We start from the raw sequence: 12,247 nt of genomic DNA, 5'->3' as shown, positions 1-12,247 counted from the left end.
GCATGAGCAGCGAGCGTCTGGCTGGCCTCCTCGACGAGTACGCGGAGCTGGAGAAGCGGCTGGCCGATCCGGCCATCCACGCCGACCAGGCCACCGCGCGCAGGGTCGGCCGGCGGTACGCCGCGCTGGTGCCGCTGCACAAGGCCGCCGATGAGCTGGAGCAGGCCCGTGCCGATCTGGCCGCGGCGCGCGAGCTGGCCGCCGAGGACCCGTCCTTCGCGGGCGAGGCGGACTCCATCGCGATGTCCCTGCCGATGCTGGAGGAGCGCCTCGCCGAGCTGCTCATTCCGCGCGACCCGCACGACGCCAAGGACGTGATCGTCGAGATCAAGGCCGGTGAGGGTGGCGAGGAGTCGGCGCTGTTCGCCGGTGATCTGCTGCGGATGTACACGCGGTACGCCGAGCGGCACGGCTGGATCACCGAGGTGATCGACGCACAGGATTCCGATCTCGGCGGGGTCAAGGACGTCTCGTTGGCGATCAAGACCAAGGGTGTGCCGGCGGGTGGCAACGGCGTCTGGTCCCGACTGAAGTGGGAGGGCGGCGTGCACCGGGTGCAGCGCGTCCCGGTCACCGAGTCGCAGGGCCGGATCCACACCAGCGCCGCCGGCGTGCTGGTGCTGCCGGAGGCCGAGGACGTCGATGTCACCATCGACCAGAACGACCTGCGCATCGACGTGTTCCGCTCTTCTGGCCCGGGCGGCCAGTCGGTGAACACCACCGACTCGGCGGTGCGGATCACCCACCTGCCGACCGGCATCGTCGTCTCCTGCCAAAACGAGAAGTCCCAGTTGCAGAACCGTGAGCAGGCGATGCGGATCATGCGGGCCCGCCTGCTCGCCGCCGCCCAGGAGCAGGCCGACGCCGCCGCCTCGGACGTCCGCAAGGCGCAGGTGCGCACGATGGACCGCTCGGAGCGGATCCGCACCTACAACTTCCCGCAGAACCGGATCACCGATCACCGGATCGGCTACACCGCGTACAACCTCGACCTGGCGCTCGGCGGCGAGCTGGACGGGGTGCTGGACGCCCTGGCTGAGGCCGACCGCGCCGCCCGGCTAGCCGGCGACACCGAGCTCACCCGCCGCTAACCGCAGCGCCCCCGTCGATCATGGAGTTGTGGTGGGTGGATTGTTGCGTCGTGAGCCTTTTGTGAGGCACCACAACTCCTTGATCGACGCCAGCGCGTGGGCGATCAGCTCGCGCGGGGGCGGGACTTGGCGCGGAGCATTTCCCGGTCGGCCTGCTCGAAGGCGACGCTGAGCGCGTCGCGCAGCCCGCTGCCGCCGGAGACCTCGGCGAAGCCGATGCTCACCCCGACCGGGGTCCCGGGCACCAGCGACTCCCAATCCTCAAGTCGGACCGCCGCCTCGATCCGGCGGGCCACCTCGGCGGCCTCGGTCATGCCGGTGTCCGGCAGCACCACCACGAACTCGTCACCGCCGTAGCGGGCCACGAAGTCGCCTCGACGCATCACCCGGTTGATCACTCCGGCGATGCGTTGGAGCACCAGATCGCCGGAGTGGTGCCCGTGCCGGGTGTTGACCGCCTTGAAGCCGTCCAGGTCGCAGACACCGATCACCACCCGCCTGCCCCGGTTGACCACGGCGGTGATGTACCGCTCCAGCCGGCGCCGGTTGGGCAGCCCGGTGAGTGGGTCGGTCAACGCCTCGCCCTCGAAACGCGCCGCCTCGCGACGCATCTCCTCGTGGTCGATGCGGGCGGCGATGCCGTCGATGTAGACGTCACGCAGCCGGTCGTTGCGCTGGGCGGCGAGTCGGAACGCCAGCCGGTCGGCGCGGTGCGCTGCCAGGTGATCGCCGGCTCGGGCCAGCGCGATGCTGCGTAGTCGGGCCGGCTCGGCTGCCCCGAGCGTCTCGTTGGACACCTGGACCGTGTCCAACCGGGTGACCGCCTCGATCGGCCGCCCGTCGGCGACGGCCAGGCACACCTGCCCGAGTTGACGCATGTCGCGGGCGCGGGCGCTGTCCCCACCGTGGCTGATCAATCGGGCCGGCTCGGCGTCCCCGTCGGTCTCCACCTGGTCACCGAGCGCGGCCTGCCGAGCCGCCGCGTAGCCGTACGCGGCGAGGCTGCTCGGACGCAGCCGACCGGACCGCCCCGTGCGTACGAAGCGGGCCAGGTCGGCGGCCACGTCCCGCAGCACCCGCAGACAACCGTCGCTGTCGCCGTTGTGGTCCAGTGCCACGGCGTTGCGCAGCCGGATGCCCGGCGCGGCGAACGTCTCCTCCGGGATCCCGGCCGTCAGCCCGAGCTGTCGGGCCCGTTCGATGGCGCCCAGCGCGTACCCGTGGAAGCTGAGATAGCTGTAGGCCATGGCCAGGTCGTGCCAGCCCCAGGCGGTGTCCCGGTCCGGATCTTCCACGGCGCCCAGCGCCCGGGCGGCTCTGACGAGGTGCGTGACGCAGCGGTCCAGTGCGCCCTGGTGGTGCGCGGCGAGCGCGGCCAGTGCGTTGAGGTGCCCGTGCAGGTACGGCTCGGCGAGGTCGCGGACCGCCGCGGACGCCTCCTCGATGGCGCGGGTGAACTCCGCGGTCCGGCCGAGATTGATCAGCGCGGAGAGGCGCTGCACCATCGCGTCCGCTCGCGCCGCCGGGTCGGTGGTGGTGCGGATCACATGCTCCAGCAGAACGTACGACTCTGCTGAACGGCTGGCCTCCTGCAGCGCCCGGGCGTGCGTGAGGGCATCAACCTGGTCATCGACCCGGTCGAGCCAGCCCACCCGCCAACCTCCCGTCGTGCGCGTCCGCGCGCACCGTTCGTCACGTCGTCCGCGACGCTTCATGATTATGTCGTGAGTACTCTGCCGCAACACCCCCCCGAAGGGACAGGCCCCATCCGTCCGTCCGCCGCGGTGGCCCGGGCGGCCCGCGCGCTCGCCGCCGCCGGGGTTGGCTCGGCCCGGGTGGAGGCCGAGTTGCTGGCGGCGTACGTGCTGGGGGTGCCCCGGGGTCGGCTGGCGCTCGCCGACGACCTCAGCGATGACCAGTTGGCGCGGCTCGACGGCCTGACGCGTCGTCGTGCCGCGCGCGAGCCGTTGCAGCACCTGACCGGTCGGGCCGGGTTCCGCCACCTCGAGCTGGCGGTCGGCCCGGGTGTCTTCGTGCCCCGGCCCGAGACCGAGCTGCTGGCCGGCTGGGGCGTCGAGCAGGCCCAGGGCCGGCCCGACCCGGTGGTGGTCGACCTGTGCAGCGGCTCGGGCGCGATCGCGCTGGCGGTGGCCCAGGAGCTGCCGCGGGCGCGGGTGATCGCGGTGGAGCGGTCTCCGGCGGCGCTGGTTTGGTTGCGGCGCAACGCGGCGGAGCGGGCCGCGGCAGGGGACCGCCCGATCGAGGTGGTCGAGGCCGACGTGACGGCGCCGAGCCTGCTCGCCGACCTGGTGGGTCGGGTGGACGTGCTGCTCTGCAACCCGCCGTACGTTCCGGACGATGTGGTGGTCCCGCCGGAGGTGGCCGGGCACGACCCGGCGGAGGCGGTCTTCGGCGGCGCGGACGGTCTGGCGGTGATCCGGCCGGTCGTCATCCGGGCGGCGGCGCTGCTGCGCCCCGGCGGCGTGGTCGGCGTCGAGCACGACGACACGCACGGCGCGGCGGTGCCTGGGCTGCTCGCCGAGGGCGGCCAGTTCACCGCCGTCACGGAGCATCTGGACCTCACCGGCCGCCCTCGCTATGCCACCGCGTCCCGACGGGCGGACGGCCAGCACGCCCCGATCGGCGCGGCGTGGCAGACTGACTCCTCGTGATGCTCTACGACTGCCGGTCGCCCGCCGATCGGGACCGCGGCATTGCTGCGGCGATCGAGGCGGTCAAGAACGGCGAGCTGGTCGTCCTTCCGACGGACACCGTGTACGGGATCGGCGCGGACGCGTTCACCCCGTACGCGGTCAAGGCGCTGCTGGACGCCAAGGGCCGGGGCCGGCAGATGCCGCCGCCGGTGCTGATCGGCTCGCGACACACGCTGGACGGGTTGGTCTTCTCGCTGCCCACGGCCGCACGGGACCTCGTGGAGGCGTTCTGGCCGGGTGCGCTGACGATCGTGGTCGAGCACTCGCCGAGCCTGCAGTGGGACCTGGGCGACAAGTCGGGCACGGTCGCGGTGCGGATGCCGCTGCACCCGGTGGCGCTGGAGGTGCTGCGCGAGACCGGCCCGATGGCGGTCTCGTCGGCCAACAAGACCGGCCAGCCCGCCGCGGTGACCGCCGAGGAGGCGCGTGACCAGCTCAGCTATTCGGTGCGGGCATACCTGGAGGCCGGGCCCTGCCCGGACCCTGTGCCCAGCACGATCGTGGATCTGACCGGCGAGGTGCCGCGGCTGCTGCGGGCCGGTGCGATCCCCCTGGAGAAGCTGCGCGACGTCGTGCCGGATCTCATCGACGAGCGGGGGGTCTGAGTGCCCCCGTTCACGGTTCTGCACGTCTGCATGGGCAACATCTGCCGCTCGCCGATGGCGGAGCGGCTGCTCGCCCTCGCGGTGCGGGAGCGGTTGACGCGGCGTGCGCAGGACCCGGGTGGGGCCGAGGAGTTGGTGCACAGCCACAGCGCTGGCACAGGTGGTTGGCACGCGGGCGAGGAGATGAACCCGCCGGCGGCGCGGCAGGTCACCGGCCGTGGTGGGGACGTGGAGGGCTTTGCCGCGCGCAAGCTGCGCTCAGATCACATCGACGCCGCCGACCTGGTCCTGACCGCCACCGCCGATCAGCAGGAGTACGTGGTGGCGCTGCGGCCGGACGCGGCGGCCCGCACGTTCGTGCTGGGTGAGTTCGGCAGGCTGCTGGCCGCGGTGGACGCCGCCGCGTTGCCGTCGGGCGAGGCGAACCCGGAGGCCGTGTACGCCCGGGGTGTGGCCCTGGTGGCGGCGGCTCACGACGCCCGGTTGGGCGCTTCGGCGCTGCCCACCGATGATCTGGATGACCCGTGGGGTCGCGGCGACCAGTGTTTCAGCCGGGTCGCTGACGAGATCGAGGAGACGGTCCACCCGCTGGCCGGCGCGCTGCTGCCCTGAGCGTGGCGCGAGTTTCCTCCGGGTTTGGGGAAAACCCGGGGCGAAAGGTGTGTTCCGGGTCATTCTGAACGGGTCCTAGCGTGACCGGCTCCTGCGGGGAGAGCTGATGATCCGGGCCCATCTCGACAAACTGCTGACCGTGGTGATCGCCGGTGTGCTGGCCGGATTGGTGCTGGCCGTCGCCGCCCTACCGGTGGCCCTGGTCTTCGGGATCGGCTTCAACGCCCTGTCGACGCCCTACTCGGAGCTGCCGAACACGCTCCGCGCGCCGCCCACCGCCCAGCGCTCCAACCTCTACGCCAACGACGGCACCACCCTGATCACCTCCTTCTACCAGGAGGACCGAACGGACGTGCCGCTGCACGAGGTGGCCCCGGTGATGCGCCAGGCGATCGTGGCCGCCGAGGACGTCCGGTTCTACCAGCACAGCGGGGTGGACCTGCGGGGCGTGGTACGCGCGTTCACCATCAACAGGCGCGACGGCCAGACCCGGCAGGGCGCCTCCACGCTGACCATGCAGTACGTCCGCAACGTGCTCAGCAGCGACCCTCGGCTGACCGAGCAACAGCGCCAGGCCGCCACCGAGCTCACCACCGTTCGCAAACTTCAGGAGATGCGGTACGCGCTCGCGCTGGAGAGGGAACTCGACAAGGAGGAGATCCTCACCCGCTACCTCAACATCGCCTACTTCGGCGCCGGGGCGTACGGCATCGCGGCGGCCAGCAAGCGCTACTTCTCCCGGTCCCCGGCCGAGCTGACCCTGGCCCAGGCGGCGCTGCTGGCCGGCCTGGTCCAGTCGCCGGACACCGACGACCCGATCAACGGCGACGCCGACAGCGCGCTGGCGCGGCGGTCGTACGTGTTGGAACGGCTGGTGGAGTCGGGGCAGGTGCCCGCGGACGCGGCGGCGGTGGCGCGGGCCGAACCATTGCAGCTACGGCCCAGCGAGACCCCGAACGACTGCGCCGCGGTGCCCGAAGGGCACAACGACTGGGGCTTCTTCTGCGACTGGTTCACCCGCTGGTGGAGCAGTCAGTCCGCATTCGGGGCGACCGCTGACGAGCGGCAGCGCACGCTGCGCCGGGGCGGGCTCTCCATCGTGTCGTCGCTGGACCCGGGGGTGCAGCGGGCCACCACCGAGCAGGTGCTGAAGATTTATCAACCGACGAATGCCAAGGCGGTGCCGACCGCCGTGGTGCAACCGGGCACCGGGCGGGTGCTGGCGATGTCGGTGAACCGCGCCTACAGCGTGAAGGGCAACCCGGTCGGGCAGAAGAACCACCCGAACACGGTCAACCAGTTGATCGCCGGCGGCGGTGCGATCGAGGGGTACCAGGGCGGCTCGACGTTCAAGCTCTTCACCATGCTGGCGGCGCTGGAGTCCGGCCTGCCGCTGTCGACCGACTTCGTGGCGCCGACCCAGTTGCTCACCCGCTTCCCGGCGACCGGTGAGGCGAGCTGCGACGGCCGCTGGTGCCCGGAGAACGCCGACCCGTCGTCGATGGACGGCCCGCGCACCATGTGGAGCGCGTTCGGGCGCTCGGTGAACACCTACTTCGCCTGGCTCACCGAGCGGGTGGGCGCCGACCGGGTGGTGGAGATGGCCGAGCGGCTCGGCATCGTTCTGCGCGCTGACTCCGATGCCCACCTGGCCCGGTACGAGGCGAAGAGCTGGGGCGCGTTCACCCTGGGCGTTGCCGCCACCACCCCACTCGACCTGGCCACCGCGTACGCCGCGGTGGCGGCCGAGGGAACCTGGTGCGCGCCACTGCCGGTGGTCTCGATCACCGACGCGGGCGGACGGCCGGTCGACGCCGCCAAGCCGGACTGCCGACAGGTGCTCGACGCCGACGTGGCCCGCGCGGCCACCGACGCGGCCCGCTGCCCGGTCGGCGACCAGTCGATGTACGGGCGATGCGACGGTGCCACCGCACCCGACCTGCGCGCGAAGGTCGGCCGTCCGGTGGCGGGCAAGACCGGCAGCTCGGAGCGGTACGAGACGGAGACGGTGGTGGCGTTCACTCCGCAGCTCGTGGTCGCCTCGATGGCGGCGAACCCGGACGATCCCCGGGACGCGGTCGGTCAGGCGGTGCAGACCCGAATGGTGAACGCGGTCAGCGAGGTGCTCTCCGTCGCCCTGCGCGACCAACCGGTACGCGACTTCGTCCCGCCAAGCGAACGCACCGCCCTCCAGGTCACCGGAGCACGCACCGGCAACTGACCCACCCCACCCGCCCCACCCGCCCCACCCACCCCACCCCCACCCCACCCCCACCCCGCCCCCGCCCCCGCCCCCCACCCCGACTCAGTTGATCAAGGAGTTGTGGTGGGCGTTTGCTCCATACACGCCCCTTCTGCGCGGCACCACAACTCCATGATCGACGCGGGCGCGGTGGCGCGGTGGCGCGCGGGCGCGGGGTCGAGGTCGGGGCGGTGGGGCGGGGGTGGGGGGTGGGGGTTAGGGGGTTTGTTCGGCGTTGCGGCCTATGTTGCGCGCCATTCCGCCGAAGACCACCGCGTGGAACGGGGCCACCGATCCCCAGTAGGCGTGCCCGGCCAGCCCGCGTGGCAGGAAGACCGCTCGTTGCTGGTAGCGGCTGCGGCCATCGTCGGTCGGCAGCACCCGCATCTCCAGCCAGGCCCGGCCGGGCAGCCGCATCTCGGCGCGCAGCCGCAGCAGCTCGCCCGGGATGATCTCCTCGACCCGCCAGAAGTCCAGCCCCTCACCGACCTGCAGGCGATGCGGGTCGCGCCGGCCCCGACGCAGCCCCACGCCGCCGACCAGCCGGTCCAACCAGCCGCGGATCGACCAGGCGAGCGGGAACGAGTACCAGCCGTGTTCGCCGCCGACGCCTTCGATGACCCGCCAGAGCGCCGCCGGTGGAGCGTCCACCGCCCTCTCGCGAACATCGATGTAGGTGGTGCCGCCGGACCAGTCCGGGTCGCTGGGCAGCGGCTCGGCGGGCGCGTCCGGGCCGCTGGCGGTCGACCAGCGGGTCTCCACCTGGGCGTCGCGCACCTTGGCGAGCGCCAGCGCCACGGCCTGGTCGAAGCCGGTCAGCCCGCCGGGTGGGTCGGGCACGTACCGGGCGATGTCGTGTTCGTGCGCGACCGCCTCGTGGATCAGGCTCTCCACCAGGGGGCGGGCGATCGCGTTCGGCACCGGGGTGATCAGGCCGACCCAGTGCGAGGAGAGCGACGGGGTGAGCGGGCGGACCGGCACGATGACCCGCCGGCGCAGCCCGGCCACCCGGGCGTAGCGCTGCATCATCTCGCTGAAGGTCAGCACGTCCGGCCCGGCGATGTCGAAGCCCCGGTTGACCTCCGGTGGCAGCTCACCGCAGCCGGCCAGGTAGCGCAGCACGTCGCGGACCGCGATCGGCTGGATCCGGTTGCGGACCCAGCGCGGGGTGATCATGGCGGGCAGGCGCTCGGTGAGGTACCGCAGCATCTCGAACGACGCCGAGCCGGAGCCGATGATGACCGCGGCGCGGAGCACCGCCGTGGGCACCCCGCTGGCCAGCAGGATCCGGCCCACCTCGGCCCGGGACCGCAGGTGCGGGGAGGGCACCTCCGCGTCGGACGCCGGCTCCGGGCCGCCCAGGTAGACGATTCGGCGTACGCCGGCCGCGCGGGCCGCCTCCGCGAAGTTGGTCGCCGCCGTCCGGTCAGCCTCCTCGAAGTCGGGCCGGCCCAGCGAGTGCACCAGGAAGTAGGCGACGTCCACGTCGGCGAACGAGGCGGGCAGTGTCTCCGGCCGGCTGAGGTCCCCCTCGACGATCTCGGCCGCCGAGGCCCAGGGCACGTCGCGCAGCCGCACCGCCTTGCGGGCCAGGCAGCGCACGGTGTGCCCGTCGGCGAGCAGCAGTGGTGTCAGCCGCCCGCCGATGTAACCGGTGGCTCCGGTGACGAGGCATCTCACAAGTCCCAGTGTGCGGCCCCCTAGACTCGTTCGCTGTGGAGACCGAGACGAGCACCTTCTGGGGGCCGGATTTTGCGCAGCTCAGGGCCACTGATCCGGAGATCGCCGGGGTGGTCCTCGGCGAACTGGACCGGTTGCGGGGCGGCCTGCAACTCATCGCCAGCGAGAATCTGACCTCGCCGGCGGTGCTGGCCGCGCTTGGTTCGACGCTGACCAACAAGTACGCCGAGGGCTACCCGGGTCGGCGTTACTACGGCGGCTGCGCCGAGGTGGACCGGGCCGAGGAGATCGGCATCGCGCGGGCCAAGGAGCTCTTCGGGGCCGAGCATGCCAACCTCCAGCCGCACTCCGGGGCGAGCGCCAACCTGGCCGCGTACGCCGCGCTGGTGCAGCCGGGGGACACGGTGCTGGCGATGGACCTGCCGCACGGTGGGCACCTCACCCACGGCAGCCGGGTGAACTTCTCCGGCAAGTGGTTCCACCCGGTCGGCTACCCGGTCCGGCCGGACACCGAGCTGATCGACTACGACGAGGTACGGGACCTGGCGCGCGCGCACCGACCCAAGCTGATCATTTGTGGGGCGACCGCGTACCCCCGCCTGATCGACTTCGCGCGGTTCCGGGAGATCGCCGACGAGGTCGGCGCGTACCTGATGGTGGATGCGGCGCACTTCATCGGCCTGGTCGCCGGTCGGGCGATCCCGTCCCCGGTGCCGTACGCCGACGTCGTCTGCGCCACCACCCACAAGGTGCTGCGCGGCCCGCGTGGCGGCATGATCCTGTGCCGCGAGTCGCTTGCCCAGCGGATCGACAAGGCGGTCTTCCCGTTCACCCAGGGCGGCCCGCTGATGCACGCGGTCGCCGCCAAGGCGGTCGCGCTGCGCGAGGCCGCCCAGCCGGAGTTCCAGACGTACGCCAGGCAGGTGATCAGCAACGCCCAGGCGCTCGCCGCCGGGCTGGCCGACGAGGGGATGCGCCCGGTGTCCGGCGGCACCGACACCCACCTCGCCCTGATCGACCTGCGGGAGCTGGGGGTGACCGGCGCCGAGGCCGAGCGTCGCTGCGACACCGCGTTGATCACCCTGAACAAGAACGCCATCCCGTACGACCCGCAGCCGCCGATGGTCGCCTCCGGCATCCGGGTGGGCACGCCGAGTGTCACCACGCAGGGCATGCGGGAGGGGGAGCTAAGGCAGGTCGCCTCCCTGATCGCCCGTGCGGTGCGCACCGATCCCGGGGCACCGGGCGGCGCTGACGAGCTGACCCGGGTCGGTGCCGAGGTGGCCGAGCTGGTCGCGGCGTTCCCGGCGTACCCCCGTGGCTGAGCCCGGGATGGTCGAGGCCGACACCGACCGGCGTTGGCGGCTGCGACACCTGCCGGTGCTCCTGACCGCGTCGGCCGCGCTGGCCGCGGTCGCCGCGGTGGTGGGTGCCGTGACCGGCGGGGCGACGGCCGCGCTCGGCGCGGCGGCCGGGGTGGGCGTCACGGTGCTCAGTTACACCCTCACCACGGTGGTGCTGGCCCGGGCAGACCAGATCAACCCGCAGTTGTTGTTGCCGCTCGGGCTGGGCCTGTACGTGCTGAAGTTCACCCTGTTGGGTGTGGTGATGGTAGCGGTGGCATCCACCGGCTGGCCTGGGTTGATCCCGCTCTGCCTCGGCATCGTCGCCGGGGTGGCAGTGTGGACTGCGGTGCACATCTGGTGGCTGACCACGGTGCACGCCCGTCGGTCGCGCAGCTGACCTGCCGATCGGCCGGTCGTCCCACCTAGCGGACGCGCGGCAATGTGTCGGCCTCCGGTCATTTTCCGACGGGCGGAAGGGGAGTAGCGTGCCCACAGACGACGGCGCCCACGAGAAGCCCACACAACCACGGTTGTGCGGGGGGTGAGGCACAGCCTCGTCTTCCCGGCTGATATCGTTCGCCCCGTCATGGCTGGTGACCAAACCCCCCGTCCCGCCGGCGAACCAGACGAAATTCCGTCCGGTGCCGGTCAGGGTTGGACCGCGCTCAGCTACCTCATCGGAGGCATGCTCGTGTGGGGTTTCATCGGCTGGCTGGTTGACCAGTGGCTCGACACCGGCGGCGTCGCCACCGGGATCGGCGTCGTGCTCGGTATGGCCGGGGGAATCATCCTGGTCGTCCGCCGACTCGGCACGCCTACTTAGGAAGGGACGCGGTGTTCGGACAGGCGAACGTTCTGGCAGCGGGCCAGGCGGCATTCCCACCCAGTGTGGAGGACTTTTACCTGCCCAGCATCCTGCCCTGGGGTGCGCACGACTCGTACTGGTTCACCAAGATCACGGCGATGGTCTGGATCGCGGTCGGCGTCCTGATCATCTTCTTCCTGGCGACCTACCGGAATCCGCAGCTGGTGCCGACCAAGAAGCAGTGGTTCGCCGAGTCGATCTACGGCTTCGTGCGGAACAACATCGCGGTCGACATGATCGGTCACGCGGGTGTGCGGTTCGCCCCTTACTTCACGACGCTGTTCTGCTTCGTGCTGTTGACGAACGCGTTCGCGATCATCCCGTTCTTCCAGATCTCGCCGAACTCGCACATCGCCTTCCCGGCGATCCTCGCGATCATCAGCTACGTGCTGTTCAACTACATCGGCATCCGGCACCACGGCTTCGTGAAGTACTTCAAGAACTCGCTGATCCCGCCGGCACCGTGGTACATCCTGCCGCTGCTGATCCCGATCGAGCTCTTCTCGACCTTCATCGTCCGGCCGTTCTCGCTCGCGGTTCGTCTCTTCGCGAACATGTTCGCCGGTCACATGCTCCTGCTGGTCTTCACGCTCGGCGGCTTCGCCATGCTGAGCGCAAACGCCTGGCTGGCTCCGGTTTCGGTGCTCTCCTGGGTGATGACCATCGCGCTCACCTTCCTGGAGTTCCTGGTGATCTGCCTGCAGGCATACGTCTTCACCGTCCTCACCGCCAGTTACGTGCAGGGCGCGCTCGCCGAAGAGCACTGATCCACCGCACCAACCGTTGTCGTCCCGCGTGAGAGTCACGCGTGATAACCAGGAGGAACCACACCAATGGACGCTAGCGTTCTCGCCGAGGTCACCGGTAGCACCGCTGCCATCGGCTACGGCCTCGCCGCCATCGGCCCGGGCATCGGCGTTGGCCTGGTCTTCGCTGCCTACATTCAGTCGACCGCCCGTCAGCCGGAATCCTCGCGGATGACCCTGCCCTACGTCTGGATCGGCTTCGCCGTCATCGAGGCGCTGGCGCTGCTGGGCATCGCCTTCGGCTTCATCTGGGCCGGTACTGCTAGCTGATTCCGCCCTTAGACCG

At 71.3% G+C, this 12,247-nt stretch carries 12 protein-coding genes; 10 read left to right on the top strand and 2 right to left on the bottom strand.

The genetic code is table 11. The features are described from left to right. The first annotated feature begins 2 nt into the window (after positions 1–2). Entirely contained in the window at positions 3–1,091 is a 1,089-nt protein-coding gene (prfA, locus tag ABZS37_RS03700; RefSeq protein WP_355165237.1) for a peptide chain release factor 1, read from the top strand. A 104-nt stretch (positions 1,092–1,195) separates the two neighbouring features. On the opposite strand, the gene ABZS37_RS03695 is transcribed toward prfA, so the two are convergent. Then, positions 1,196–2,743 carry a GGDEF domain-containing protein gene (locus ABZS37_RS03695; RefSeq protein ID WP_355165236.1) on the bottom strand — a complete coding sequence of 516 codons (1,548 nt, stop codon included), beginning with the start codon at positions 2,741–2,743 and terminating at the stop codon, positions 1,196–1,198. A gap of 72 nt (positions 2,744–2,815) precedes the next feature. Between ABZS37_RS03695 and prmC the strand changes: the two genes are divergently transcribed. The 4 genes from prmC (at position 2,816) to ABZS37_RS03675 (ending at position 7,243) form a co-directional block, all read left to right on the top strand. Continuing rightward, a complete protein-coding gene (gene prmC / locus ABZS37_RS03690) occupies positions 2,816–3,763 on the top strand; it encodes a peptide chain release factor N(5)-glutamine methyltransferase (RefSeq protein ID WP_355165235.1) in 948 nt (315 codons plus the stop codon). Further along, entirely contained in the window at positions 3,763–4,410 is a 648-nt protein-coding gene (locus ABZS37_RS03685) for an L-threonylcarbamoyladenylate synthase (protein ID WP_354995400.1), read from the top strand. The genes prmC and ABZS37_RS03685 overlap by 1 nt, the downstream gene beginning before the upstream one ends. Beyond that, positions 4,411–5,022, top strand: a complete 612-nt coding sequence (locus ABZS37_RS03680; protein WP_355165234.1) for a phosphotyrosine protein phosphatase — start codon at positions 4,411–4,413, stop codon at positions 5,020–5,022. It begins immediately after the preceding gene. Positions 5,023–5,128: 106 nt separating this feature from the next. Beyond that, on the top strand, positions 5,129–7,243 hold the full coding sequence (locus ABZS37_RS03675) for a transglycosylase domain-containing protein (RefSeq protein ID WP_355165233.1): 2,115 nt from the start codon (positions 5,129–5,131) through the stop codon (positions 7,241–7,243). Positions 7,244–7,480: 237 nt separating this feature from the next. Here ABZS37_RS03675 and ABZS37_RS03670 read toward each other — a convergent pair whose 3' ends face one another. Further along, positions 7,481–8,944 carry an SDR family oxidoreductase gene (locus tag ABZS37_RS03670; RefSeq protein WP_355165232.1) on the bottom strand — a complete coding sequence of 488 codons (1,464 nt, stop codon included), beginning with the start codon at positions 8,942–8,944 and terminating at the stop codon, positions 7,481–7,483. A gap of 35 nt (positions 8,945–8,979) precedes the next feature. Between ABZS37_RS03670 and glyA the strand changes: the two genes are divergently transcribed. The 5 genes from glyA (at position 8,980) to ABZS37_RS03645 (ending at position 12,231) form a co-directional block, all read left to right on the top strand. After that, positions 8,980–10,269 carry a serine hydroxymethyltransferase gene (gene glyA / locus ABZS37_RS03665; RefSeq protein ID WP_355165231.1) on the top strand — a complete coding sequence of 430 codons (1,290 nt, stop codon included), beginning with the start codon at positions 8,980–8,982 and terminating at the stop codon, positions 10,267–10,269. Positions 10,270–10,276: 7 nt separating this feature from the next. Further along, on the top strand, positions 10,277–10,687 hold the full coding sequence (locus ABZS37_RS03660) for a hypothetical protein (protein ID WP_355165873.1): 411 nt from the start codon (positions 10,277–10,279) through the stop codon (positions 10,685–10,687). 189 nt (positions 10,688–10,876) lie between these two features. Continuing rightward, complete coding sequence (locus ABZS37_RS03655) at positions 10,877–11,113, top strand: hypothetical protein (protein WP_354995248.1); 237 nt, start codon at positions 10,877–10,879, stop codon at positions 11,111–11,113. A gap of 11 nt (positions 11,114–11,124) precedes the next feature. Continuing rightward, positions 11,125–11,922 (top strand): F0F1 ATP synthase subunit A, encoded by a 798-nt coding sequence (gene atpB, locus ABZS37_RS03650; protein WP_355165230.1) that lies wholly within the window; start codon positions 11,125–11,127, stop codon positions 11,920–11,922. 66 nt (positions 11,923–11,988) lie between these two features. Beyond that, the gene (locus tag ABZS37_RS03645; protein ID WP_328419844.1) at positions 11,989–12,231 is read left to right on the top strand and encodes a F0F1 ATP synthase subunit C; all 243 of its coding nucleotides are present in this window, start codon (positions 11,989–11,991) and stop codon (positions 12,229–12,231) included. Positions 12,232–12,247 lie beyond the last annotated feature (16 nt).

The sequence above is a fragment of the Micromonospora sp. NPDC005413 genome (assembly GCF_040606435.1).
Lineage (GTDB): Bacteria > Actinomycetota > Actinomycetes > Mycobacteriales > Micromonosporaceae > Micromonospora.
The sequence above is the reverse complement of the archived record's forward strand: the minus strand, read 5'-3'. Positions and strand labels throughout refer to the sequence as shown.